Here is a 23,887-nt window from a genome sequence, read left to right as displayed (position 1 = left end):
TGCGGACTAGCGCCCGACGAACCGGGGCTCGCGCTTCTCGACGAATGCGCGCATCCCTTCCTTCCTGTCCTCGCTGTCCATCACCATGGCCGCGCCGTAGCATTCGAACTGCAGGCCCATGTCGACCGAGCCCTGCATGCCCAGGTTGACCGACCGCTTGGCGAAGCGCACGGCCAGCGGTGGTTGCGCGGCGATGCGCCTGGCCATCGTCAGTGCCGCATCCATCAGCTTGTCGTCGTCGATCACACGGTTCACCAGGCGGATGTCTTTCGCGGCGTCGGCGTTGATCAGTTCGCTGGTAAAGATCAGTTCCTTGGCGATGGCCGGACCCACCACGCGCGGCAGGCGCTGCGTGCCGCCCGCCGCGGGAATGACGCCGAGCTTGATCTCTGGCAGGCCGAATCGTGCCGATCTGGCGGCCAGGCGGATGTCGGCGCACAGGGCCAGTTCCAGGCCGCCGCCGAGCGCTACGCCATTGATGGCGGCGATCACCGGTTTCTCGAATTCCTCGATGCCACGGAACAGCTCGTGCGTGCGTTGCTGCGTGACGTAGTAGTCGGCGGGGTGGGCCGTGCCGCCGGCGCGTTCCTTGATGTCGGCGCCCGCGCAGAATGCTCTATCGCCGGTGCCGGTCAGCACTACACAGCGAACGCTGGTGTCATCACGGGCCAACTCGAAGAACGCGCGGGCGAGATCGGGTTTCATGGTGCCGCCGAGTGTGTTCATGCGATCCGGGCGGTTTAGCCGGATGATGGCCACGCCGTCGACCACTTCGTACAACAGGGTTTCGAATTGCATCCTTGTCTCCTTGCCTGGAATGATGTGCGCGACGGATGCGCCAGCCGTGCTCGCGGCAGGCGCATCCGCACGGTCAGTGCGATGCTGCCAGGATGTGCGCGAAGGCCACCGAGCCGAGCCCGATCATGTGGGCGAGCCCCAGGCGTGCGCCGGGGTGCTGCCGTCCGTGTGCCTCGCCGCGAATCTGGCGCGTGATTTCGGCGATCTGCCCGATGCCGGTCGGGCCGGTCGGGTGGCCCATGCCGAGCAGGCCACCCGAAGCATTGACCGCGCATTCGCCGCCAATGGCGGAAGCGCCGCGTTCGAGCCATGCCGCGCCTTCTCCGGGCGCGCACAGGTCCATCGCTTCGGTGTAGACCAATTCCTCGATCGAAAAGGCCTCGTGCAACTCCACCAGGTTCAGGTCGCGGGGGCCGACGCCGGCCTGCTCGTACGCCATCGCGGTGGACTTGCGCACCATGTCGACGGCTGCAGACGAATCGCCGTGTTCCAGTTCTTCGCTGTTCGCCACCGATGCCAGCACGCGCACGGCGCGGCGCTTGTCCAGGCCGAGCCGCTTGATCGCGGCCTCGGACACCACGATCACGGCTGCGGCGCCATCGCCACGCGGGCAGCACTGCTGCACCGTCAGGTCACCCACCACCTTGGGCGAAGCCATGACCTGCTCGAGCGTACGAGCCTTGCGGAACTGCGCATATGGGTTGAGCGCAGCGTTGCCATGGTTCTTTACCGCGACGCGCGCCATCGCTTCGGGCTTCAGCCCGTGCTGGCGCAGGTATTCATGCGCCATCAGCGCGAACTTCACGGGCGGCATGGTCGCGGTGGGCGCAAGGTGCGGCAGGCCGTCCTTGTCGGCCGCCTTGCGGCCATCGCCGAACTTGTCGACGCCGATTGCCACCACCACGTCCGAGACGCCGCTTGCCACTTCCAGGCACGCCTGGCGGAACGCCGAGCAGCCCGATGCCGAGGCGCTTTCCACCTGTGTCACGGCCAGGCCGGTAGAGCCCAGGTGGCGGAACATCACGCGTCCCGTTGCCATGCCGATTGCCGAGGTGCCCACGTAGGCGCTCTGCACCTCGGGCCAGGCGATGCCGGCGTCCGACAGCGCCTCGCGCATCGCACGCAGACCGAGGCTGACATAAGGGGTATCCGACGCGAACTGGTACGGATGCAGGCCGACGCCGATGACATAGACCGAGGTTTGCTGCAGCAGGCGGTTCATCGTTGCACCTCCTGGCTGGCGGGTACGAAGCGCAGCGGATAGCGGTCGCCGCACGGAGCGTCGGCGCGGATCACGCCCTGAACCGTCATGCCCGGGGCCAGCTCCGCTTCGCTGGCGACGTCGAGCAGGACCTCTTCGCGAATGCCTTCCGCAAAGTCGACCTCGCCGACGACGAACGGCGGCGGCATGTCGCGCACCAGCGGCGCATGGACAGTCACGTAATTGCGCAGCGTGCCTCGCGCCGGCATTTGTTCCACCGTGCCGCGCTCGGGCTCGGCGCCGCAGTACTGGCAGCCATAGGCGGAAGCGGGATAGGTGGGCTTGCCACATGCGCCGCAGCGCAGGACGGCCAGGCTTGGCGCTGCTTGTGTTTCAGGCGAGCGGGATTCCGCAGTCTGCATCGTGTCTCCTCTTCAGTGTCTGTTTGCCCATCGGTGCGCGGGTGCCTTGTACGTCGACGCGCCGTCGCGGGTGCCATCGGCCGATCTTTATCTTGCACAACTACGATAGGTCGGATTAGTATCCAGTATATCGTAGTCATGTCACCTGTCAAACACGGAAACGCGTACGAAATCTCGTAGACTGTGCGGTTTGGGCGGATGTTGCCCTTTCAATACGAGATTTCGGAGAACCCATGCCTAGCTTTGTTCCTGCTGCCGCGCGCAGCCTTGCCGTCTTCGAGGTGTTCTCGCGCGAGAAGCGCGAGCTCTCCAATTCGGAACTTGCGCGCCTGCTCGACCTGCCGGAGAGCAGTTGCTCGGACCTGCTGCATACGCTGACCGAGACGGGGTACCTGATGCGTACCGCGCGCACGCGCCGCTTCTATCCCACGATGCGGCTCCATTCGATCTGCGAGGCCATTGCGGGCAACGATCCGCTGGCCGCCGTGGCGGCCGAGGCCACGGAGTTCCTCACTGGCAAGACGGGCGAGACCTCGCTATGCGGCCGGCTGGATGGCGCCTACGTGCGGGTGACTGGCTTCCAGGAAAGTCGCTACGAACTGCGTTACGTACTGCGCGTTGGCAAGCGCCTGGCCTTGCACGCCACGGCGCTCGGCAAGGCGTTGCTGGCGGTGCTGCCGCCGGAAGACGCCGCGCGGCAGTTGCGCCTGCGCGCGCTGCCCAAGCTGGGGCCGAAGACGGAAGTCAATCCGGTCGCGCTGGAAAAGCAGGTCGCCGAAGTGCGCGAGCGCGGCTGGGCGTGGGTCGAGGACGAGGGAGGAGAAGGGGTGACGGCCATCGCGGTGGCCGGGCGGATCGGCGACGAGCCGTTCGCGATCTCGTTGGCGGGCCCCACCGAACGATTCAATCGCCGCAAGGACGAGTACCTGGAGGTGATCGAGGCAGCGCGGGATCTGGTTTTCCCGACCGCCCAGAAGGATTAGGCCGGCACATGGGACCGCTCCTGTGGCCGGCTTTGTTTCGACGGTGCCTGGCGATGATGCCGCTGGCGCCGGATGCATTTCCCAACCGGACTATTACAGGAGACATCCATGTTTTTCGAAGCCACGCCAGAGCAGCGACTGCTGCGCGACAACATTCGCCGATTCATGCAGGCGGAGGTTGCTCCGCTGATCAGCCGGCATGATCAGGAGAAGACCTTTCCGTTCGAGATCTTGAAGGGGCTGGCGCAGTTCGGCTACATCGGCGGGCGCCTGTCAGAGGAACAGGGCGGGATGGGGCTGGACCAGCTCACTTGGGCGATGATGATGGAAGAGGCCGGCTATGCCTGGCTTTCGCTGCGCACCATCCTGAACATCACTAACGGCCCGATCGCCAAGCTTGCCGCAGTCGGCACGCCGGACCAGAAGACCCGTTTCCTCGATCCGTTGCTGGCCTGCGAGCGCAAGGTGTTCACAGCGATCAGCGAGCCTGGCACCGGTTCCAATATCGCGCAGATCCAGACGCGCGCCGACCTGAAGGGCGACCACTACGTGCTCAACGGCCGCAAGCTCTGGATCACCAACGGCGCGTTTGCCGACTTCGGCATCGTGGTGGCGCGCACCTATAGCGACAACTGCGAAGGCCAGCTGTCGACGTTCCTGGTGGAGCGCGAGGTCAGCCCCTACGAGGTGCGTCGCGTGGACACCATGGTGCTGCGCAGTACCGGCACCGCCGAGCTCGGTTTCGACAACGTGCGTGTGCCGCGCGAGAACCTGCTCGGCGAGGAAGGCGGCGCGCTCAAGCGTATGCTGCAGGGCCTGGATGGCGCGCGCGTCAATATCGCGATGGGCGCTGTGGGCGCGGCGCAGTGCGCGCTCGATCTGGCTACGGACTACGCCAAGACGCGCACGCAGTTCGGTCGTGCCATCGGCAGCTTTCAGCTCGTGCAGAAGATGATCGTGGACATGACGATCCGGGTGGAAGCCGCTCGCGCGCTCGGGTATCGCGCCGCGATGGCACTCGACCGTGGCGAGGACACGCGTGTCTCAGCGTCGATCGCCAAGCTGTATGCGACCGAGGCCGCGCACGAAGTAGCCAGCATGGCGCTGCAGGTGCATGGCGGTCTGGGTTACGCCACCGATTATCCGATCGAACGCATCTTCCGCGACACGCGCGGCGGCACCATTCCCGAGGGGACCACGGAGGTGCAGACCTTGATCGTCGGTCGCGAGATTCTGGGCATGTCGGCGATTGCCTGATCGGCACAGCTGTCACCTTTTCCGCCCGGCGTAGCGGTGAACCAGTGCGTCAGCACATCGGCGCTTCATCGGGCTCCACAGACTTCCGCATCGAGAGAACAAATATGGAGACATACCAAGACCTGTCGCGGCTCGTCAGCCCGCGTTCCATCGCCCTGGTTGGGGCCAGCGACCGCAGCGGCAGCATTGGCGCGCGCGCACTCGAGAATCTGATGGACCATTCCGACTTCAAAGGCGACGTCTATCTGGTCAACGCGACCAAGCCGGAAGTGGCAGGGCGCAAGGCATGGCCCGATGTGGCCTCGCTGCCGTCAGTGCCCGACACCGCTCTGGTAGCGGTGCCCGCCGAGCACGTGCTCGCGGTGCTTGAACAATGCGGCGAGAAAGGGGTGCGCTTCGCGATTATTCTGACCTCGGGCTTCGGCGAAGCCGGCGAGGAAGGCAAGGCCGCCGAGCAGACCATGAAGGAGATCGTGGCGCGCACGGGCATGCGCATCTACGGACCGAATTGCCCGGGCCTGACCAATATCACGGAGCGTCTCGGCTTCACGTTCTCGCCATCGTTCCGGCACGATCTTCGCGGCGGGCCGGTCGGGCTGGCCACGCAGGGTGGCGGCCTGGGCCGCAATGTGCTGCAGGCGATGGACCGTGGCATCGGCGTGGCGCTCTGGAGTTCCAGCGGCAACGAGGTCGATTTGCAGGTGAGCGACTTCATCCACTACATGGCCGACGCGCCGGATATCAAGGTCATCGCCACGCTGCTCGAAGGCGTCAACGATGGCCGCAAGTTCGTCGCCGCCGTGCAGCACGCGGCGCGCAAGGGCAAGCCGGTGGTGGTGCTGAAGGTGGGACGCTCCGAGTACGGCCGCAAGGCGGCGCAGTCGCACACGGCGTCGATCACCGGCTCGGCGGAGGTCAACAGCGCCGTGTTCGCGCAGCTTGGCGTGGTGGAGGTGGATGACATCGACGAATTGATCGACACCGCCTGGCTGTTCGCGCGCGGCATGCCGCGTCAGGGCGGCGCGCTGGCCATCTATTCGGGATCGGGCGGCACGGCGGCACTGTGCGCCGACATGGTCGGCAATGCCGGATTGAAACTGGCGGAGTTCGCGCCGGAGACGCTTGCCGTGCTGCGCGACGCGCTGCCGTCGTATGCCGCAATCGACAACCCCATCGACACCACCACCGCGGTGATGGCAAAGCCGGAGCTGGCGCGCACGTGCCTGCAGGCGGTCTGCAATGACCCGAGCGTGTCGCTGGTACTTTTGCCGCAGGCGCTCGAGTATGGCGACATCACCAAGCTCGCTGCCGATATCACGGCCGACGTGCAGAAAGAGAGTCCGGTGCCGATGTTGCCGATCTGGATGAGCGAGCGTCAGGGCGGGGCCTACAAGGTGTTTGCCGATGCAGGCCTGGCGCCCGTGCGCAGCATCAGCAAGGCGGTCAAGGCCGTGGAGCGCTGGATGGGTTACGCGGACTGGCGCGCCCGCGCCGATATCGACTTCAAGCCGCTGATGCAGACTGCAGCGCGGCCCGTCGCCGATGTGCCGACGCGGGCCCTGTCAGAGCCCGAGGGCAAGGCGATGCTGCGTGCGGCCGGCATCGCTATTCCGGTGTCCCGCGTGGCGGCCACGCTGGCGCAGGCGCGTTTGCTGGCGCGCGAGGTGGGGTATCCGCTGGTGGCCAAGGTGGTGAGCGAGCAGATTCAGCACAAGTCGGATGTCGGCGGTGTGGTGGTCGGCATTCACGATGATGCGGGACTCGAAGCGGCATGGGAGAGCATTCACACGTCGGTCAAGCGCAATATGCCCGATGCGCGTATCGACGGGATTCTGTTGGAACACATGGCCGCGCCGGGTGGACTGGAGATCCTGATTGGCGTGTCGCGCGATCCGGTGTTCGGCCACATCCTGACCTTCGGTCTCGGCGGGATCTACGTGGAAGTCTTCAAGGACGTATCGCGCCGGATGCTACCGCTGTCGGCCACGGAGGCCGAGGCCATGATTCGCGAGGTGCGCTGCTTCCCGCTGCTCGATGGCGCGCGAGGCAAGCCACGGCGCGACATCGCCGCGCTGACTGCGCTGCTGGTGAAAGTGTCGGACTTTGTCGTCGCGCATGGTGACCATCTGGTCGAGATGGATCTGAATCCGGTATGGGTCGGCGTTGCGGGAGAGGGCGCATTGCCGCTCGATGCGGTGATCGTGATGGAGCAAGGGGAGGGTGGAAAATGAGCACGTCCGGTGCCACCCTTGCGGCCCCCGCGGCCCCTGCGGCGAATGCAGCCGCAGCGCCGCCACTCGCGGGCGTGCGCGTCGTCGACCTGACCGAACTGCTCCCCGGCCCGTTCCTGACGCAGACGCTCCTCGAGATGGGTGCCGAGGTGGTGAAGATCGAGCGCCCACCGCACGGCGACAATGCCCGGCGTCTGGCGCCGGGGCTGTTCGCAGCGCTCAACCGTGGCAAACACAGCCTGTATTGCGACTTGAAGAGCGACAGCGGACTGGCCGAGGTGCGGGCGCAGATCGCGCAGGCGGACATCCTGATCGAGTCCTATCGCCCGGGCGCGATGCGTCGGCTCGGGCTGGACTACGAGAGCCTCCGCGAGCAGTTTCCCCGGCTGATCTACCTGTCGCTGACCGGGTTTGGACAGGACGGTCCCCATGCGCTGCTGCCAGGGCACGACATCAACTATCTTGCTGCGGCGGGCGCGCTGTCGCTGACGGGCACGCCCGGTGGTCCTCCGGTGCACCAAGCCATGCTGCCGATCGCGGATCTGGCCGGGGCCTCCATGGCGCTATCCGCGCTGCTGGCCGCGCTCTACCAGCGCACAGGGAGTGGACGAGGCCAGTATCTGGATGCGGCGCTCGCCGATAGCGTTCTGCACTGGATGGCGCCAAGGCTGGGGCTGTTCCGCCAGAAGGCCGCAACTACGGCTGACGCACAGCGAGCGATGCTGGGCGGTAAGCCAGCCTATGGCGTGTTCCGTTGCAGGGATGGTCGCTATCTGACCATCGCCGCGCTGGAAGAGCATTTCTGGCGAGGTCTGAATGACGTGCTGGGTCTGTTTGCCGCCAATGATGCGTGTTGCGTGGACCACGCCGCGAGGACCGCGAATGCGGAGACGATCAATGCGCGCCTAGCCGAGCGCGTGGCGGAGTATGACGCCGATACGCTGATGGCGCGGCTGGCGAATGCGGACCTGCCGGTGTTCCCGGTGCTGGATGCGGTGGAGGCTGTCGCGCAAGCCCGTCACAGATCGGGTGCGCGGATCACGGAGACGGAAGACGGGCCGCTGCCCGGATTCCCCGTGACGCTGGAAGGCATGGCCTGAACATGGCCTGACGTCACGTGGGGCGCAGGCCTTGCCCGCGCCCCACGATGATGTCCTTGCTGATGCCCCGATGGTCAGTCCAGCTTGGCGCCGGACTTCTTGACCACATCCCCCCACTTCACGATTTCGGCCTGGATGAAGCTGCCGAACTTGGCTTCGGAGAGACCGTACATCGGCATGCTGCCGTAAGGCTCGATCGACTTGCGTACCTCGGGGTCGCGCAGCGCTTCCTCCGTTGCCTTCGAAATCAGCGCCACGGTCTGAGGCGGTGTGCCGGCTGGCACCAGGATGCCGGACCAGCTGCTGGCCTGCGCCATGGCGAATCCCGATTCGGCAATGGTGGGCACGTTCGGCAGCAGCTCCAGGCGATCCTTGCCGGTCGTGGCGAGCGCGCGCAGCTTGCCGCTCTGGATAAACGGCAGCACGATGCTGGGATAGTCGAACATCACGTCCACCGTGCCGCCCAGCAGGTCGTTGATGGCCGGCGAGCTGCCCTTGTAAGGAATGTGGGTCAGCTTTATGCCGGCGCTGGCCTGGAACAACTCTGCGCTCAGATGCGTGCCGGTGCCGGCGCCCGCCGAACCGAAGTTGACCTTGCCCGGATGCTGCTTCGCGTACTCCACCAGCTCCTTGACCGTCTTGTACGGGCGCGAGGCGTTCACGACCATGATCGTGGAAGTTTCGGAGAGCGCGTGGACCGGGGCGAAATCCTTCAACGGGTCGTAGCGCACCTTGCTGTACAGCGCCAGGTTGGCCGCCATCGTGCCCTGCGTACCGTATATCCACGTGTAGCCGTCGGCCGGCGCGCGGGCCGCCACTTCCGTGCCGACCATGCCGCCCGCACCGGGGCGGTTTTCCACCACCACCGACTGCTTCAACGTTTCCGACATCTTCTTGGCGATGGTGCGCGATGCCGTATCGGTGATGCCTCCCGGGGTGAACGGCACGATCCAGGTGATAGGCCTGCTCGGGAACTTGTCTTGCGCGAATGAAAGCGCCGGCGCTAGTGCCAGCGTTGCCAGCAGCGGTCGCAGCCGGACTCGGAAACTCCTGTTCATGATTGTCTCCTTCTGGTTATGTATTACGATATGTCGAAGAACTATACAGCCAATCGCAGAAAAGACAAACGAGAAATCCCCCGATCCGGGCAAGAGACCGTGTGGTTGGGCGTCGCGGGGGATCTTCCGGCTTCAGGTCACGCCGGCAAAAGGAGGGCCGGGGGCTGCGGTCGTGCCGGAGCCCCTGACTGGTCAGAAACGGGTGTGTTCAGTCTTTCAGTACTTGATGTCGCGGGCGGTCTGTCGCCCTTGCTGCTTGGTGTCCCGCTTGTCCTGCCGGCATTGCGAGTTGCTCTTCTGATTCGCTGCGCGGCAATCCTGTTTGGTGTCGCGCGAGCCCTGGCGGGTGTCCTGGCGGACGTCGCGACCAGCGCGGCGTTGTTGCGCCTGCTCCGTGGCGCCAGCCAATCCCGGCGCCGGGATGACAACCATCGCAATGACCAGCGCGCCGAGCTTTCTACAGATGTTCGTCATTTGCCTGCCTCCCCAAAATCAAGCGACGAAGTCGCCCACCAAGACGTCCGGTAGCCAACCCACCTGGACGTCAGTCTACCCCTCCGCGCCTCATACGATCAGTTGATTTTCCAACGTAACGCCAGGGGATACGGTAGCCATACGGTTGTCGCGCTCATGGCGAGCCATCGAACAACGCGTACAGGGAAATCAGAACAAGGGGGAGCCGTATGACATATCCTGCGAAGCTGACTGCAGTGTCCTTTGCTTGCCTGACCATCGCGTTGGCGGGTTGCGGAGGAGGGGGCGATTCCACGCCAACGAGTGCCACCACCTCGAGCACGGGAACGCAGGCGACCACGCCGACCACGCCGACAACGCAGTCTCCGACCGTCCAGCGCAATACGCTTCTGTCAGGCATCACGGATCCTGGTCCGAATGTCGGCAACGATGGGGACTTCTATATCAATACCGCCACCTGGATGATCTTTGGGCCCAAGGCCAATGGCGTGTGGCCGACGGGCGTGTCTCTGGCGGGGCCCGCAGGTGTGAATGGCACCAAGGGCGCGGCGGGCGCCACCGGAAATACCGGCGCAGCCGGCAACACCATTCTTTCTGGCTCGGTCGACCCGACCGACAGCGTTGGCAATAACGGGGACTTTTACATCAACACCGCAACGTCCACGTTGTTCGGGCCCAAGGCCAATGGCACGTGGCCACCGGGTACTTCGCTGGTGGGGCCGGCTGGCCCGAGCGGAAACCCCGGCGCGCCTGGCACCAACGGCAGCGCCGTGCTGTCTGGCAGCGGCGCTCCCGGCAACACCATTGGCAACAATGGCGACTTCTATCTCGACACCAGTACCTGGACGATCTACGGGCCGAAGGCCAATGGCGTCTGGCCGGCGGGCGTATCGCTGATCAACCAGGGTTCCAGCGGCAGCGGCAGCGGTACTGGCACTGGTGCGGGCAGCGGTTCCGACACCGGCGGCCACATCCTGTCCGGGAGCGGCGCTCCGTCCGACAGCATCGGGGTCGACGGCGACTTCTATCTCGATACCACAACGTTCACCCTCTACGGTCCCAAGACGGGGGGCAAGTGGCCTGGCACCGGTATCACCATGACCACCGGCACCGTCTACAGCGGCAACTTCAACGTGCCCGACACCTTGAGCCGTGGCGCGTATGTCATGACTGGCGACGGCGGCGCGGTGGCCTTGCCGAGCGATTTTGGTGTCACGATCCCGTACGACTGTAAAAGCGTTAGCCTGACGGCCACGACGCTTGGCAAACCTACGGGCGTGTTGAACCTGGCTGTGTTCAAGGTCACGGGCTCTGGCGCTTCCGCGACGTACGCACCGGTCAGCGGGTTGAATTGCAAGATCAGCAATGGTCAGCAGAACTGCAGCGTGCAGGCTCCGGCAGGTGCGATAGCACATGGCGACAAGCTGCAGGTACAGCTCGACAACAACCAGGCAACGGGCTGGGGCGGTCTCTCGGTCAACCTCGCGTGTTCGCTATAGCCTGATGATGACCGCTGCTGGATACCGCGGTCATCATGCGTGCAGCGGGACGTCGTGTCCCGCTGCACGCTATTGGCAATCGCCGGCATCGGGCTGGACGTAGCGCGCGGGGCCGGATCACAGACTGGCCGCTACCAGACGTTCGATGGTGCCAACAGCCGCAACCAATCCATCCTCCTGCGCCATGCGTTCGCCAAGTGCCCGGGCGCGATCACGCACCTCTGGCCGTTGTGCGAATGCAATCGCCTGCGCCAGCATGGAAGCCCGCAGCCGTTTGCCTGGAACCGGATCGCCGGCCACGCCGGCGTCCCGTAGCCGCTGCGCCCAGAAGAACTGATCGCCCGCGAACGGCACCGCCACCGACGGTATGCCGGCCCGCGCCGCCGAATGCGAGGTACCCGATCCGGCGTGATGAATCGCCATCGACGTCCGGGGGAAGAGCCAATGATGCGGGGTCTCGCCCACGACGAAGAAGTTCTTCGGCAATGACGCCCCATCAATGCCGCTCCAGCCCGGATAGAACAGCGCGCGCCGGCCAGCGATGGCAGTGATCAGCGCATCGGTCGTTGCCGCATGATCGAACCCGGCCATGCTGCCGAAGCCGATGTAGATGGGCGCTTCGCCCGCCGCGAGGAATGCCTCGAGCGCTGGAGGCGGCATCCAGTGGGTCGCTGCGGCGCTCCATTGCCCGCAGACGGATGCGTTCGCAGCCCAGTCCCGTGGGCGTGGCAGCAGGCTTGGCGACACGCCGTAGAGCATCGGATGATCGCTCCAGACATGCTTGCGTGCGGGCAGGCCGCAGACATCGGCCCGCGCGGCGTTGGTGGATTTCTTGAATGCCTGCCAGAGCAGTTCGTTCACCAGGCGGTGGCTGGCGCGATTGAGCCATCGCGGCACCTTGCCCGGTGGCAGGAAGGGCGAAGCGAAGTCCGCGGTCGGCGTGATGGGGATCAGTCCGGTACCGATGGCTGGGATGCCGCGATACTCGGCCACGGAAAGGCCGACAAAGGCGGTCAGCCCGGAGATGATCAACGCATCGCAACCCTCCGATGCCTCGGCGACCTCGCGCATCCAGGCCGGCGTGCTGGCATTGGCGATGGCAGCCAACGCACGACTCGTGTCCTGGAATCCGCCCGTGCGATAGACCGCGTTTGACAGTGCCTGCCCCGGCGCCAGCGCCTTGCGGATATCGCCCGTGAGTGCAGAGGCCGGGACGTCGAGTGCCTCGGCCGAATGCAGCGTCGAGGCATCAGCCAGCAGATGCACCTCATGACCCGCGTCGATCAACGCCCGGGCAAGCGCCGCGAGCGGGCGCGTGTCGCCTTCGGTTCCATAGGTCACCACAGCCAGCTTCATCGTTCACCTTTGCGTCGTACGGCCCTGTGAGAGGCGATTATGGCATTCATGGTTGCGAGGACCTTGTCTGCACGAACGGACATGCAGTCGTTCGTCACGCTGCGCGAAATGCGCCGTAACACAGCTTACAGACCGGGCGTCGTCTGCCTGCGGAGTTGCCGCATTAATGCAGGCAAGGGCGACGTCCCCATCAGAAACGACGGCCCGAACACCCTGACAACGTATGTGGAGGAATCAATCATGAAGCGCAATTCCGTTCTTCTTGCTGGCCTGATCGCAGCCACCCTCTCGGGTATCGCCAGCGCGCAAACCGGCGCGGTGACCTACGACACCCAGCGTGACGTCAACCAGCAGCAGCGCATCGAGAATGGCCTGAAGTCGGGCACGCTGACCACGCGAGAGGCGTCGAGCCTGGAGAAGCAGGAGTCGAAGGTCGATCGCATGGAAGCCAATTCGCTGCAGAACGGCAGGCTTTCGCCGCAGGAGCAGGCACGCATCCAGAACGCGCAGAACCGCGTGAGCCAGGATATTTCGCGTGACACGCACAACGGCAAGGTCGGCAACCCCGACAGCGTGTCGTCACAGCGGATGCAGGCCGACGTTCAGCGCAATATCAACCAGGAGACGCGTGTCCGCAATGGTGTGGAGAATGGCTCGCTGACCAACCGGGAGACGGCGCAACTCGAGCGTGGCCAGGCGCATGTCGATCACGCGGAAGCGCGCGCAGGGCGTAACGGCCATGTCGGGGCAGGGGAACAACGCTCGATCAATCGTGCCGAGAACCATGCCAGCGGCCAGATCTACCACGACAAGCACAACGGGCATCGTCGCGGCTGAGCGCCGCAGGGCAGATGCGTAAGCGCGGGTGGCGCGATGCTAATTCGCGACCGCCACGCGCACCTGCTTCAGTGCGCGGAACGGTTCGAGCTGGTCGGCGGTGGCGTCGCCATCCGTCACCAGCGTCCATCCGCGTTCCAGTGGGGTCCAGTGCTGCTGGCGGGCGCGGCCCAGCTTGGTCGAGTCGGCCAGCACGAAGATCTCGGCGGCCTGCCGGATGATGCATTCCTTCAGATAAGCCTGTTCGGCGCTGGCCTCGCACAGGCCCACGCCAGCCACGACACCGTCGGCGCCCAGGAATGCCTTGTCGACGCTGATGCGCGACAGCGCCAACTGTGCCAGCGGGCCGAACGTGCCCATGCTCGACGGCCGCACATCGCCGCCGATCAGCGTGACGCGGACTTCGGGCAGGCCGACCAGGGCGGTGACCACGAGCAGGTTCGTCGTGTAGACATGCAGGTCTGAACGCGCGGCGAGCATCCGGGCCAGCGCGGCCGCCGTGGTGCCGCTATCGAGCAGCACGGCATCACCGTCGTCGACAAAGGTCGCCGCCATGCGCGCGATCGACTCTTTCTGGTCGCGTTGCAGTGCCTTGCGTTCCTCGAGCGAAGCCTCGGGTTCGTGTCCGCCGATCTGCATCAGCGGTGCGGCACCGCCGTAGGTGCGTACGATGCGCCCTTCGCGTGCCAGCGCGGTGAGGTCGCGGCGCACCGTTGCTTCGGATACGCCGAGGTTGCTGGTCAACCGTTCAACGTTGGCATCCTCGCCGGACAGTACGAGTTCGAGGATGGCGCGGCGGCGGTCGGCGGCTTTCATGGATGGGAAAAGAGAAAAGGGGATCGAAAACGATCCCCGATCTTACCGCAGCGGTGGCTGGCTCAAGCTGTGTGGCAGGGCGGCAGGGCCGCCGTCCTGCTCACGCGCGGCGGGTAGCCAGCTCCGCGCCCTGGCGCAATGCTTCCAGCAGGCTGCGTTCGTCGGCGATGCCCTTGCCGGCGATGTCGAACGCGGTGCCGTGGTCCACCGACGTGCGGATGACTGGCAGGCCCACGGTGATGTTCACGCCGGCTTCCAGGCCAAGCACCTTGACCGGGCCATGGCCCTGATCGTGATACATGGCCACCACGAGGTCGAAATCGCCACGGCCGGCGCGGTAGAACAGTGTATCGGCCGGCAGCGGGCCTTCCACGTCCCAGCCGCGCGCGCGCAGCGCTTCCACGGCCGGAATGATCTTCTGCTCTTCCTCGCCGTGACCGAACAGGCCGTTCTCGCCAGCGTGCGGGTTGATGCCGCAGACGCCGATGCGCGGGGCAGCGATGCCCGCGCGCTGCAGCGTCACCTGGCCGCGCTCGATCGTGCGCTGTACCAGACCGGGTTCGATCTTGCGGATGGCATCAAGCAGGCCGATGTGCGTGGTGACGTGAATCACGCGCAGCTTCGGCGCGACGAGCATCATCGAGACTTCGGGCGTGCCGGTCAGGTGCGCCAGCATCTCGGTGTGGCCCGGAAACTTGTGGCCGCCCGCGTGCAGGGCTTCCTTGTTCAGCGGCGCGGTGCAGATCGCATCGATCTTTTCTTCCTGCGCCAGTCTGACCGCGCGCTCGATGTAGCGGAACGCCGCGTCGCCCGCCACGGCAGACAGTTTGCCGAACGGCAGGTCTTCGGGGATCAGGCCCAGGTCGATGCAATCGATCGTGCCCGGCTCGAAGCGTGCTTCCTCGGGCGACTGGATCGCGCGGATCTTGAGTGCCGAGTTGACGAGCCTGCCTGCCTGCTCGAGACGGCGCGCATCGCCGATAACCAGCGGGCGGCATTGGGCGTAGACGGTTTCGTGGGCCAGGCTCTTGACGATGACTTCGGGCCCGATGCCCGTGGCATCACCCATCGTGATGCCGATGACAGGAATGTAGTCGCTCATGTTTGTCTTTATCCCGTTTCGTGGGGCGGTTCAGTTCTGGCGCATGGCTTGCCACGCCAGCCACAACGCAGCTTCGGTGCCGAATGCACCGGCCTTGGTGGCCACGCGGCGCGCCGGCGCGCCAGGGAGGGATTCAATGGTGTCGGACAGCGGCACGCCGGGTTCGACCTCGTGCCGCAATGCCAGCGCCGCAATACCGGCCGCGCCGAGCATGGCGCGCGCGGTTTCGCCGCCGGTGGCGATCAATCCGCCAACATGTTCGAAGGAGGGCAGAGCCAGTTGCGCGAGCGCGGTCGACAGCCGCGGCCCTTCGGCCGGGTCGAATGCATCGTCGCGGCCGATGCTGAGCAGCAGGTCGCGGCCGGCGCTCAGGCAGTTCGTGATCGATTGCCGCGTGGTGGTCCATGCAGGATGGCCCGGGCCATCGCGTAGCGTCTGCGGCGCCACGACCAGGGCTTCCATTCGCGCCCGCTCGCACAGGTAGGCGGCTTGCTTGCCGGAAATGCCCGACATGCTGCCGACCATCGTCAGCACCGGTCCCTGGTGATACGTGACCGGAGATGTCGTCTCCGCGCGCGTGACCTGCGCCACGGTGGACAGCGAGCGCGCCAGTCCGCCGGAGCCGACCCAGTACGCCGGCGTGTCGAGCTGATTCGAGGCGTCGGCCAGGGTCACGAGATCCTGTTCGGTTTCGGCGTCGCAGACAACGGCCGCGATGCCGTCCGCCTGTCGCGCACGCAACTCGGCGAGCACGGCCGGCGCGCCTGCCCGAACGACGTCGAGCGGCAGTAGCGCCGTGGCCAGTCCGCGCGCGGCGAGCAGCGCCACCATGTCAGCGTGACCGTTCAGGCCTTCCAGGCGCCAGATGTCGGTGTCTTCCAATGGCTGGCCGTTGACGAACATACGGCCGCCGCGTGTGGTGCGCCCTGTCGCGGGGAACGCTGGCGCGATGATCGCCAGCCCCGCCAGCGGTTGCAATGCCACCGTTTCGGCGGCCCAGTTACCGCGCAGGGTCGAGTCGATTTTCTTGTACAGCCGCCGGTGCCGGCCGTCGCCGCGATGCCAGGCGTCGATGTTGCTCGTGGTGGCATCTTCGGGCGTCATGCGGCGGCTATCGACATCAGCCGCCACGATTTCTGCATCGGCGATGCCGACGGAATCGGCCACGTCGAGTGTGACCACCGCGCGCGCGCCGTGCGCGGCAAAGCCGATTGCGCAGTCAGCGGCGCCGGACAGGTCGTCGGCGATGATCAGCCAGGTCATGCGGTGGTCCTGGCCACGGCCGCGCTGGTGCGATTGGCTACCCGGCGTGCCACGAATGCGGTGACCAGCGGCGTCAGCACGGCGGTCACGACCACACATGCGGCCACCAGGATCGTGGCGCTCTTGGCTGCTTCGGTATAGGCGGGGTTGGCTGCCGCCACCAGCGTGGGTACCGCCGCGGCATTGCCCGCGGTGCTTGCCGCCGCAACGCCCGCCACACCCGTGCCGCCGCTCAGGCGGTCCGCGATATACAGCGCGAAGCCGGTGACCACCACCACTGCCACACCCAGGCCGAGGCCGAGCATGCCGGCCTGCCAGACCTTGTGCAGATCGAGGCCCGCGCCCAGCGCCAGCGCGAAGAACGGAATCATCACGGGAACGGCCTTGCTGAGGAAGTCGCGCATCTCGCGATCGAGGTTACCGAGCAGCATGCCCAGCATCAGCGGCAGGATACTGCCAACCAGTGTCGGCCAGGGGAATGCCGAAAGACCAGCCACGCCCAGCGTCACCATGGTCAGGAACGGACCCGATTCCAGCGACATGATCGAGTAGGCGCCGACGTCCTCGGGCCGGCCGTACTGACCCATCAGCGCCATGTACAAGCCGCCGTTGGTGTCGTTCATCGCGGCCACCACGGCCAGCGTGGAGAGGCCGGCGAACATGCCCGCGCTGATCGGCGACTCGCCGAGGAAGTGGCCGAGGATCACGCCCAGCAGCATCGCCGTGCCTACCTTGGTGGCGAACAGCACGCCGCCTTTCTTGACGATGTATGGGGTGGCCTTGATGTTGATGCTGGCGCCCATGCAGACATAGAACACCGCCAGGATCGGCAGAGCGCCGGTGAACAGCGCGTTAGTGAATGACCCGAAGAACTTCGGGCCGTCAGGCGCGAAGGTGGCAACCAGTGAACCGATCAGCAACGGCACGATCATCATGCCGCCCGGCACGCGCTCGATGGCGCGCTTGATATGAATCTGCATGTTCGTCTCCAGCCGCGCCTGGGGTGCGCGGCAGCCTGTGTGTTTTGATCAATGAATTGATTGAATCGATCAATTCAGGTGCGGAGTGTAGGGGAAATGCGATTTTTTGACTAGTTCAATCATTGAAGTGATCGAAATGATCATTAGGTTACTTGAGTGACGCGGTCATGGGCTGTCACGTGCGGCACGCTGCATGTGCGTCTGGGCTGCGCTATCGTATGCGTCCCGGCGCGGAAATCTCCGCGTCACCCAGCCACCGGAGCCAAGGAAATGAGACTGATCGGGATGCTCGATTCTCCCTACGTACGCCGCGTCGCCATCGCGCTGCGCCTGCTCGACCTGCCGTTCACGCATGAATCGGTTTCGGTATTCCGTACCTTCGACCAGTTCCGCGCGATCAACCCGGTGGTCAAGGCGCCGTCGCTGGTTTGCGATAACGGCGTTGTGCTGATGGATTCGACGCTGATCATCGACTACGCGGAAACGCTGGCTGGCCGCAGCCTGATGCCCGCGGGTCTGGCGGATCGCCAGCACGCGCTGCGCACGATTGGCCTGGCGTTGGCGGCCTGCGAAAAGGTTGTCCAGAACGTCTACGAGCACAACCTTCGGCCCGAGGCCAAGCAGCATGAGCCCTGGCTGGAACGGATCGACGGCCAGCGCGCGGCCGCGTTTGAACTGCTGGAGCAGGAGATCGCCAAGATGCCGGTGCCGGCCGACGCCCGCGCGCTCGATCAGGTAGGGCTGACTGCTGCCGTGGTCTGGACGTTCACGCAGGCCATGTTGCCCGGAAAGGTCGACCCAGCGCGGCATCCGGTGCTGGCGGCGTTCACGTCGGCGGTCGAACGGTTCGCTCCGTTCCAGGATCTGCCGCACGCATGATTTTTCGCGGAAGTTAGGTGCGTTACCCCACGCTTTTCCCCACATTCGGGTGATGCCGAGCCGCAGGTCTTCCACCAAGATAGCCCTTGGGGCGACTGGATCCTTGCCCCGCTACCACTTCAGCCCCGCGACCTCCCCGGCCAGCGGGGCTTTTTCCTTTCGGGGCGTTTGCGCGTGGGCAGTGTGCCGTCAGCGTGCTTTCAGGATGGACTCGATCTGCGCCGCCGTGCGTCGCAGAGGCGGCAGGTAGTGTTTCTCGAGATAAGCCTGATCGCGGCTGCCCAGCACCATGCTCAAACCGAGGCCAGCCGCGGTCTTGCCGGTCTGGTCATGCAGCGGCACCGAGATGCCGGCGAAGCCATCCGCCAATTCACTGATCAACGTGCAGAAGCCGTCGGCGCGCACCGCTTCGAGCTTGCGCGCCAGCGCGGGGCGCGAACTGATCGTGAATGGCGTCAGTTGCCTGAGTTCAGCTTGCGCGAGATAGGCGTCGAGCGCTTCGGCGTCGAGCCCCGCCAGCAGCACGCGGCCGAGCGAGTGTGCATATGCCGGCATCCGGCGCCCGATCGCCATGTCCACGCGCAGTAGCTGGCTGGGTTCCTCGCGCGCGACCAGCACCACGGATTCCTGGTCGAGCATCCCGACCGAGCAGCTTTCGCCGACTTCGGCGCAGAGTGCCTGCAAGTAGGGCCGGGCCAGTTGCGGCAGGTTCATCGACGCAAAGTACGCGTAGCCCAGATCCATCACTTTTGGTGTCAGGGCGAACTGCCGGCCTTCCTGGGCCAGGTAGCCGTTGTGCGCCAGCGTCAGCAGCAGCCGGCGCGCGGCCGCGCGGGTGACGTCGAGTTCGTCCGCCACCTCCTGCATCGTCAGACGCTCCACGCCGCTGGCGTACAGCCGCAACAGGGCAAGCCCCTTGGTCAGCGAGTCGAGCAGTTCTTCCTTCTTCGGGATCTCCGGAGCGTGGTCGTCAGGCATTGGCGTGGAAATCAATGAAAGGTATCCGAGGGTCAAACCGGGCTTGCGTCCGGGCTGCCGATCCGTATGATATGCGTTTTCCGAACAAATGTTCGCAAAACGTGGTTCGGCGAAAACCACGATGGCAGGACAGTCCGGAAACGCCAGAAAAAACCAGAAGAACCAGGAGACAGCGATGAAGGTGATCACCACCGCGCAGGCGGCCGCGCTCGTGCAGAGCGGCTGGACCGTGGCTAGCGCCGGGTTTGTCGGGGCGGGGCACGCCGAAGGGGTGACCGAGGCGCTCGAGCAGCGCTTCTTGCGCGAGGCCCTGCCACGAGACCTGACGCTGGTGTATTCGGCCGGGCAGGGCGACCGGGGCGCCCGTGGTGTGAACCATTTCGGTAACGTCGGCATGACCCGCGCGGTCGTCGGCGGTCACTGGCGCTCCGCCACGCGGCTGGCCACGCTGGCGATGACCGAGCAGTGCGAAGGCTTCAACCTGCCACAGGGCGTGCTCACGCACCTCTATCGGGCCATCGCAGGCGGCAAGCCCGGCGTACTGACCAAGATCGGTCTGCATACGTTCGTCGATCCTCGTGTCGAGAAGGACGCGCGTTACCACGGTGGCGCGGTCAACCAGCGTGCCCGCGATGCCATTGCCGCCGGTACGGCGAACTGGGTAGAGGCGGTCGACTTCCGTGGCGACGAATATCTGTTCTATCCGAGCTTCCGCATCGATTGCGCGCTGATCCGCTGCACGGCGTCCGACACGCGCGGCAATCTCAGCACGCATCGCGAGGCCTTCCACCACGAACTGCTGGCGATGGCGCAAGCCGCGCACAACTCGGGCGGCATCGTGATCGCCCAGGTGGAGTCGGTGGTCGACTACCACGAGACCCTGCAGGCCATCCACGTGCCGGGCATTCTGGTGGACTACGTGGTGGTCAGTGAACAGCCAGGGCATCACCTGATGACGTTTGCCGAGGCCTACAACGAAGCCTATGTCAGGCCGTGGCGCGGTGAAGCCGCCGAGGCCGCGGAGCGGGCGAAGGAAGCCGAGGTGTTGCCAGATGCGTCGGCGCAACTCGATGCGCGCACGATTGTGCAGCGGCGCGCCGTCATGGAGCTTGCGGCACGCAAACCGCGCGTGGTGAACCTGGGTGTCGGGATGCCCGCCGCGGTTGGCGCGCTGGCGCATCAGGCCGGCCTGGGCGGTTTCACGCTGACCGTGGAAGCCGGTCCGATCGGCGGCACGCCGGCGGATGGACTGAGCTTCGGCGCGTCGGCCTATCCCGAAGCGGTGGTCGACCAGCCCGCGCAGTTCGACTTCTACGAAGGCGGCGGCATCGACCTTGCGATTCTCGGTCTGGCCGAACTCGACGGGCACGGCAACGTCAACGTGAGCAAGTTCGGGGAAGGCGAGGGCGCGTTGATCGCTGGCGTTGGCGGCTTTATCAACATCACCCAGAGCGCACGCGCCGTGGTGTTCATGGGCACGCTGACAGCCGGCGGCCTCGAGGTACGGGTCGAGCAGGACCAGTTGCGGATCGCGCGCGAGGGTCGTGTGAAGAAGATCGTGCCCGAGGTATCGCACCTGAGCTTCAACGGCCCGTATGTGGCGTCGCTCGGTGTGCCTGTGCTCTACATCACCGAACGTGCCGTGTTCGAAATGCGCGCTGACGCGCAGGGCGATGCTCGCCTGACGCTGGTCGAGATCGCCCCCGGCGTGGACCTGCAACGCGACGTGCTCGATCAATGCGCCACGCCGGTCGCCGTGGCCGATGACCTGCGCCTGATGGACGCGCGGTTGTTCCGGCCCGGCGTCATGAAGCTCTGAAACGGATTCTCAAAAACGAAAAAGCAGGCCGGCGTGTCCTGTTCGCCGGCAGCAATTGGAGGAAGCAACGTGCAATACCGTAGTCACCGTCATCAACGTACCCATCGCCGCCTGGCGCTGTCCACGCTCGCCGTGGCGGCACTGCTGCCGTTCGTTCCTGCCACGGCGCAGGCCCAGGCAAACTACCCGGACAAGCCGATCCGGCTGGTTGTGCCGTTCCCGGCCGGTGGTCCCACCGATACCGCTGCGCGCATCATCGGCCAGAAGATGAGCGAGACGCTCAAGCAGCCGATCGTCATCGACAATCGTCCGGGCGCATCAGGCACCATCGGCACCGAGACCGTGGCCAAGGCCACGCCTGATGGCTACACGATCGTGATGCTGGCCACGCCGACGCTGCTGGCGCCGTATCTGCTGCCGCGCAAGGGCTACGACATCTTCAAGGACTTCGCGCCTATCGGTAACGCATATGAGCTGCCGATCGTGATGGTGGTCAATCCGCACGCGCTGCCCGATGTGACCAACCTGCAGCAGTACATCGCAAAGGCCAAGGCCAACCCCGGCCAGATGAACTACACCAGCGCGGGCAATGGCAGCTTCGGCCATCTGTCGACGGAGCTTCTGAAGAACCTCGGTCACTTCGACGTGCAGCACGTGCCGTACAAGGGCAGCGCGCCGGCCATGTCCGATGTGCTGGCGGGACAAGTGCCGATGATGTTCTCGGACATGATTGCCGCGCTGCCGCACATCAAGGCGGGCAAGCTGCGTGCAATCGCGGTGGGGTCGAGCAAGCGCGTGAGCTTCGCGCCCGAGGTGAAGACCGTGGCGGAGCAGGGCTTCCCGGGATTCGATGCCGCGTCGTGGGGTGGCTTGCTGGCGCCGGCCGGCACGTCCAAGGAGATCGTGGCGAAGCTGTCGGCCGCGCTCAAGGGGGCGCTGGCCGATCCGACCGTCGAGCAGAAGATGCTGGGCGCCGGCACTGTGGCCTCGTACCTGCCTTCCGACCAGTTCGCCACGCGTATGCGCAATGACTACGCGAAGTGGGGCAAGGTCATTCAGGACAACGGTATCAAGAGCGATTGATAGCGGCGATTGATACCGGTGATTGACACCGCCGCCCGGTGTTTCGGTCGGCGGCTTCGCGAGGACGCTCAGGCCTGCGCCTGCAGCATCTGCGAATACTGGGACACGCCGTTCAGGTCACGCAGATCGACGGTCAGCGCGCGCGAGGCGGGGTCGATGTTGACCTCGCCGAAGAACTGATAGCCGGCAAACGGCGACATGTTCTGCGCGGTGGGTGCCTTCTGGAATGCGACATGCGGCCCGAACGTGTTGTCGAGCGGGTTCGGGCCGAAGCTGCCTGCATTGAGCGGGCCGGCCACGAATTCCCAGAACGGATCGAAATCCTTGTACACCGCGCGTTCCGGCGAGTAGTGGTGGGCGGCGCAGTAGTGCACGTCCGCCGTCACCCACACCACGTTCTTGATGCCAGCCTGTCGGATGCGCGTGAGCAGTCGGGCGGTTTCCAGTTCGCGTCCCAGCGCCGGACCGTCGCCGTTGGCGATGGCTTCCCAGCGCGGACGCCCCTGTGCGTCCTTGCCATCGGGCACGCCGAGGCCGATCGGCATATCAGCGGCGATGACCTTCCAGGTGGCCTGCGATGCCATCAGTTCCGCCACCAGCCATTCGAGTTGCGCATTGCCGAGGAATGCCGTGGCCGCGCTTTCGGTCGTCTCGCGGTTATATCCATTTGGACCGCGGAAACTGCGCATGTCGAGCACGAACACGTCGAGCAGTGGTCCGTAGCCGATCTTGCGATGCACGCGCTCGGCCAGCCCCTGGCGGTGCCAGCGCATCGGCGCGTTTTCCAGGAAGGCGCGGCTGCCGCGCGCCACCAGCACGCGCACGTCTTTTTCCGTGTAGCGCGCGTCGCCGGAGAGATCCTTCGAGTCTGACCAGTTGTTGGTGATCTCGTGGTCGTCCCACTGCCAGATTTGCGGGACCTGGCTCGCAAAGCGGCGCACGTTGGTGTCCATCATGTTGTAGCGATGACGGCCGCGGAACTCCTTCAGCGTCTCGGCGACCTTGCTGACTTCCTCCGTCACCAGGTTGCGCCAGATGCGGCCATCCTCGGCTTTCTGCTCGGCCGTGATCGGGCTGTCCGCGTAGATTGTGTCGCCGCTGTGGATGAAGAAGTCCGGGTTGCGCTGGCGCATCGCTTCATAGATGCGCATCCCGCCGAGGTCGGGGTTGATGCCCCAGCCCTGGCCGACCGTATCGCCCGACCAGACGAAGCGGATCGGGCGATCGGCCTGCTGGGACGGGGTGCGGAACGAACCCTCCGTCCAGGCGCCCATGCCACGGCGTTGCTCGGGGTTCTCGAATGCGACGCGCACGTGGTATTGCTGACCCGGCAGCAGGCCGGTCAGCACGGTGCGGGCGGTGAAGTCGGCTTCACTGGTCGCCAGCGGGCCCGAAATGCGCATCGGATTGCGGAAACCCGGCTCGGCGGCGTATTCGACCACCATGCGCGACTGACGCTCGGCGCGTGCCCAGACCACCAGCCCGTCATCCGACGGATCGCCAAGCTGGATGCCGTCGGGCGTGTTCGGGCGTCCGCTCGACACCACGGCCGGGGCCGCGAGCACCGCCGGTCCCACCAGCGCCAGACTGGCGCCCAGGCCCAGAAAGCGCCGGGAAGTGCGCAGGAACCTGCGTCGGGTCAGATCGCTGGGCTCGGCGAGCGGGGTGGTGGTCATGGTGGAGTCCGTGGTGGAACGCTTTGTCTGGGTTGTATGGTCGGCGCTTGAGCCGGGGCAACATCGTCGCGCGTG

General features: G+C 65.6%; 21 protein-coding genes. 9 read left to right on the top strand and 12 right to left on the bottom strand.

What is annotated here, in order from left to right; all coding sequences use genetic code 11:
* Positions 1–6 precede the first annotated feature (6 nt).
* The 3 genes from RMET_RS13080 to RMET_RS13070 form a co-directional block, all read right to left on the bottom strand.
* A complete protein-coding gene (locus RMET_RS13080) occupies positions 7–798 on the bottom strand; it encodes an enoyl-CoA hydratase/isomerase family protein (protein ID WP_011517183.1) in 792 nt (263 codons plus the stop codon).
* Positions 799–871: 73 nt separating this feature from the next.
* Positions 872–2,020 (bottom strand): thiolase family protein, encoded by a 1,149-nt coding sequence (locus tag RMET_RS13075; protein WP_011517182.1) that lies wholly within the window; start codon positions 2,018–2,020, stop codon positions 872–874.
* Positions 2,017–2,421, bottom strand: a complete 405-nt coding sequence (locus RMET_RS13070; RefSeq protein WP_011517181.1) for a Zn-ribbon domain-containing OB-fold protein — start codon at positions 2,419–2,421, stop codon at positions 2,017–2,019. The genes RMET_RS13075 and RMET_RS13070 overlap by 4 nt, the downstream gene beginning before the upstream one ends.
* Before the next feature lie 233 nt (positions 2,422–2,654).
* Here RMET_RS13070 and RMET_RS13065 point away from each other — a divergent pair, with 233 nt between their 5' ends.
* From RMET_RS13065 to RMET_RS13050, 4 genes are all read left to right on the top strand, one after another.
* Positions 2,655–3,404, top strand: a complete 750-nt coding sequence (locus tag RMET_RS13065; protein ID WP_011517180.1) for an IclR family transcriptional regulator — start codon at positions 2,655–2,657, stop codon at positions 3,402–3,404.
* Between the two features lie 108 nt (positions 3,405–3,512).
* Entirely contained in the window at positions 3,513–4,661 is a 1,149-nt protein-coding gene (locus RMET_RS13060; protein ID WP_011517179.1) for an acyl-CoA dehydrogenase family protein, read from the top strand.
* Positions 4,662–4,765: 104 nt separating this feature from the next.
* Positions 4,766–6,892, top strand: coding sequence for an acetate--CoA ligase family protein (locus RMET_RS13055; protein WP_011517178.1), 2,127 nt, complete (start codon positions 4,766–4,768; stop codon positions 6,890–6,892).
* Positions 6,889–7,992 carry a CaiB/BaiF CoA transferase family protein gene (locus RMET_RS13050; RefSeq protein WP_011517177.1) on the top strand — a complete coding sequence of 368 codons (1,104 nt, stop codon included), beginning with the start codon at positions 6,889–6,891 and terminating at the stop codon, positions 7,990–7,992. Before RMET_RS13055 ends, RMET_RS13050 begins: the two co-directional genes overlap by 4 nt.
* 74 nt (positions 7,993–8,066) lie before the next feature.
* Here the strand turns inward: RMET_RS13050 and RMET_RS13045 are convergent, their stop codons facing one another.
* Both RMET_RS13045 and RMET_RS13040 read right to left on the bottom strand, forming a co-directional pair.
* A complete protein-coding gene (locus RMET_RS13045) occupies positions 8,067–9,050 on the bottom strand; it encodes a Bug family tripartite tricarboxylate transporter substrate binding protein (protein ID WP_011517176.1) in 984 nt (327 codons plus the stop codon).
* A 216-nt stretch (positions 9,051–9,266) separates the two neighbouring features.
* On the bottom strand, positions 9,267–9,524 hold the full coding sequence (locus RMET_RS13040) for a hypothetical protein (protein ID WP_011517175.1): 258 nt from the start codon (positions 9,522–9,524) through the stop codon (positions 9,267–9,269).
* A gap of 209 nt (positions 9,525–9,733) precedes the next feature.
* Here RMET_RS13040 and RMET_RS13035 point away from each other — a divergent pair, with 209 nt between their 5' ends.
* A complete protein-coding gene (locus RMET_RS13035) occupies positions 9,734–11,023 on the top strand; it encodes a hypothetical protein (RefSeq protein WP_011517173.1) in 1,290 nt (429 codons plus the stop codon).
* Positions 11,024–11,140: 117 nt separating this feature from the next.
* Here RMET_RS13035 and RMET_RS13030 read toward each other — a convergent pair whose 3' ends face one another.
* Positions 11,141–12,379 (bottom strand): glycosyltransferase, encoded by a 1,239-nt coding sequence (locus RMET_RS13030; protein WP_011517172.1) that lies wholly within the window; start codon positions 12,377–12,379, stop codon positions 11,141–11,143.
* A 240-nt stretch (positions 12,380–12,619) separates the two neighbouring features.
* Here RMET_RS13030 and RMET_RS13025 point away from each other — a divergent pair, with 240 nt between their 5' ends.
* A complete protein-coding gene (locus RMET_RS13025; protein WP_035820460.1) occupies positions 12,620–13,216 on the top strand; it encodes a hypothetical protein in 597 nt (198 codons plus the stop codon).
* 39 nt (positions 13,217–13,255) lie between these two features.
* On the opposite strand, the gene RMET_RS13020 is transcribed toward RMET_RS13025, so the two are convergent.
* The 4 genes from RMET_RS13020 to RMET_RS13005 form a co-directional block, all read right to left on the bottom strand.
* Positions 13,256–14,032, bottom strand: a complete 777-nt coding sequence (locus RMET_RS13020; protein ID WP_011517170.1) for a DeoR/GlpR family DNA-binding transcription regulator — start codon at positions 14,030–14,032, stop codon at positions 13,256–13,258.
* A 100-nt stretch (positions 14,033–14,132) separates the two neighbouring features.
* On the bottom strand, positions 14,133–15,134 hold the full coding sequence (pdxA, locus tag RMET_RS13015; protein WP_011517169.1) for a 4-hydroxythreonine-4-phosphate dehydrogenase PdxA: 1,002 nt from the start codon (positions 15,132–15,134) through the stop codon (positions 14,133–14,135).
* A 30-nt stretch (positions 15,135–15,164) separates the two neighbouring features.
* The gene (locus tag RMET_RS13010; RefSeq protein ID WP_011517168.1) at positions 15,165–16,397 is read right to left on the bottom strand and encodes a four-carbon acid sugar kinase family protein; all 1,233 of its coding nucleotides are present in this window, start codon (positions 16,395–16,397) and stop codon (positions 15,165–15,167) included.
* Entirely contained in the window at positions 16,394–17,377 is a 984-nt protein-coding gene (locus tag RMET_RS13005; protein ID WP_008649893.1) for a 2-keto-3-deoxygluconate permease, read from the bottom strand. Before RMET_RS13005 ends, RMET_RS13010 begins: the two co-directional genes overlap by 4 nt.
* A 270-nt stretch (positions 17,378–17,647) precedes the next feature.
* Between RMET_RS13005 and RMET_RS13000 the strand changes: the two genes are divergently transcribed.
* Positions 17,648–18,256 (top strand): glutathione S-transferase, encoded by a 609-nt coding sequence (locus RMET_RS13000; protein ID WP_011517167.1) that lies wholly within the window; start codon positions 17,648–17,650, stop codon positions 18,254–18,256.
* A gap of 189 nt (positions 18,257–18,445) precedes the next feature.
* On the opposite strand, the gene RMET_RS12995 is transcribed toward RMET_RS13000, so the two are convergent.
* Complete coding sequence (locus RMET_RS12995; RefSeq protein ID WP_029307337.1) at positions 18,446–19,234, bottom strand: IclR family transcriptional regulator domain-containing protein; 789 nt, start codon at positions 19,232–19,234, stop codon at positions 18,446–18,448.
* A gap of 175 nt (positions 19,235–19,409) precedes the next feature.
* On the opposite strand from RMET_RS12995, the gene RMET_RS12990 reads away from it, so the two are divergent.
* Both RMET_RS12990 and RMET_RS12985 read left to right on the top strand, forming a co-directional pair.
* On the top strand, positions 19,410–21,053 hold the full coding sequence (locus tag RMET_RS12990; RefSeq protein WP_011517165.1) for an acyl CoA:acetate/3-ketoacid CoA transferase: 1,644 nt from the start codon (positions 19,410–19,412) through the stop codon (positions 21,051–21,053).
* 69 nt (positions 21,054–21,122) lie between these two features.
* A complete protein-coding gene (locus RMET_RS12985) occupies positions 21,123–22,136 on the top strand; it encodes a Bug family tripartite tricarboxylate transporter substrate binding protein (RefSeq protein WP_011517164.1) in 1,014 nt (337 codons plus the stop codon).
* Between the two features lie 68 nt (positions 22,137–22,204).
* On the opposite strand, the gene RMET_RS12980 is transcribed toward RMET_RS12985, so the two are convergent.
* On the bottom strand, positions 22,205–23,812 hold the full coding sequence (locus RMET_RS12980) for an alkaline phosphatase D family protein (protein WP_029309725.1): 1,608 nt from the start codon (positions 23,810–23,812) through the stop codon (positions 22,205–22,207).
* Positions 23,813–23,887 lie beyond the last annotated feature (75 nt).

The organism is Cupriavidus metallidurans CH34 (genome assembly GCF_000196015.1).
Taxonomy (GTDB): Bacteria; Pseudomonadota; Gammaproteobacteria; order Burkholderiales; family Burkholderiaceae; genus Cupriavidus; species Cupriavidus metallidurans.
This window is presented reverse-complemented; position numbering and strand designations above follow the sequence as displayed.

What these genes read in the sequence shown, in the direction of transcription:
- RMET_RS13080 (WP_011517183.1), bottom strand. Translation starts at nt 798, where the DNA reads ATGCAATTCGAAACCCTGTTGTACGAAGTGGTCGACGGCGTGGCCATC.
- RMET_RS13075 (WP_011517182.1), bottom strand. Translation starts at nt 2,020, where the DNA reads ATGAACCGCCTGCTGCAGCAAACCTCGGTCTATGTCATCGGCGTCGGC.
- RMET_RS13070 (WP_011517181.1), bottom strand. Translation starts at nt 2,421, where the DNA reads ATGCAGACTGCGGAATCCCGCTCGCCTGAAACACAAGCAGCGCCAAGC.
- RMET_RS13065 (WP_011517180.1), top strand. Translation starts at nt 2,655, where the DNA reads ATGCCTAGCTTTGTTCCTGCTGCCGCGCGCAGCCTTGCCGTCTTCGAG.
- RMET_RS13060 (WP_011517179.1), top strand. Translation starts at nt 3,513, where the DNA reads ATGTTTTTCGAAGCCACGCCAGAGCAGCGACTGCTGCGCGACAACATT.
- RMET_RS13055 (WP_011517178.1), top strand. Translation starts at nt 4,766, where the DNA reads ATGGAGACATACCAAGACCTGTCGCGGCTCGTCAGCCCGCGTTCCATC.
- RMET_RS13050 (WP_011517177.1), top strand. Translation starts at nt 6,889, where the DNA reads ATGAGCACGTCCGGTGCCACCCTTGCGGCCCCCGCGGCCCCTGCGGCG.
- RMET_RS13045 (WP_011517176.1), bottom strand. Translation starts at nt 9,050, where the DNA reads ATGAACAGGAGTTTCCGAGTCCGGCTGCGACCGCTGCTGGCAACGCTG.
- RMET_RS13040 (WP_011517175.1), bottom strand. Translation starts at nt 9,524, where the DNA reads ATGACGAACATCTGTAGAAAGCTCGGCGCGCTGGTCATTGCGATGGTT.
- RMET_RS13035 (WP_011517173.1), top strand. Translation starts at nt 9,734, where the DNA reads ATGACATATCCTGCGAAGCTGACTGCAGTGTCCTTTGCTTGCCTGACC.
- RMET_RS13030 (WP_011517172.1), bottom strand. Translation starts at nt 12,379, where the DNA reads ATGAAGCTGGCTGTGGTGACCTATGGAACCGAAGGCGACACGCGCCCG.
- RMET_RS13025 (WP_035820460.1), top strand. Translation starts at nt 12,620, where the DNA reads ATGAAGCGCAATTCCGTTCTTCTTGCTGGCCTGATCGCAGCCACCCTC.
- RMET_RS13020 (WP_011517170.1), bottom strand. Translation starts at nt 14,032, where the DNA reads ATGAAAGCCGCCGACCGCCGCCGCGCCATCCTCGAACTCGTACTGTCC.
- pdxA (WP_011517169.1), bottom strand. Translation starts at nt 15,134, where the DNA reads ATGAGCGACTACATTCCTGTCATCGGCATCACGATGGGTGATGCCACG.
- RMET_RS13010 (WP_011517168.1), bottom strand. Translation starts at nt 16,397, where the DNA reads ATGACCTGGCTGATCATCGCCGACGACCTGTCCGGCGCCGCTGACTGC.
- RMET_RS13005 (WP_008649893.1), bottom strand. Translation starts at nt 17,377, where the DNA reads ATGCAGATTCATATCAAGCGCGCCATCGAGCGCGTGCCGGGCGGCATG.
- RMET_RS13000 (WP_011517167.1), top strand. Translation starts at nt 17,648, where the DNA reads ATGAGACTGATCGGGATGCTCGATTCTCCCTACGTACGCCGCGTCGCC.
- RMET_RS12995 (WP_029307337.1), bottom strand. Translation starts at nt 19,234, where the DNA reads ATGCCTGACGACCACGCTCCGGAGATCCCGAAGAAGGAAGAACTGCTC.
- RMET_RS12990 (WP_011517165.1), top strand. Translation starts at nt 19,410, where the DNA reads ATGAAGGTGATCACCACCGCGCAGGCGGCCGCGCTCGTGCAGAGCGGC.
- RMET_RS12980 (WP_029309725.1), bottom strand. Translation starts at nt 23,812, where the DNA reads ATGACCACCACCCCGCTCGCCGAGCCCAGCGATCTGACCCGACGCAGG.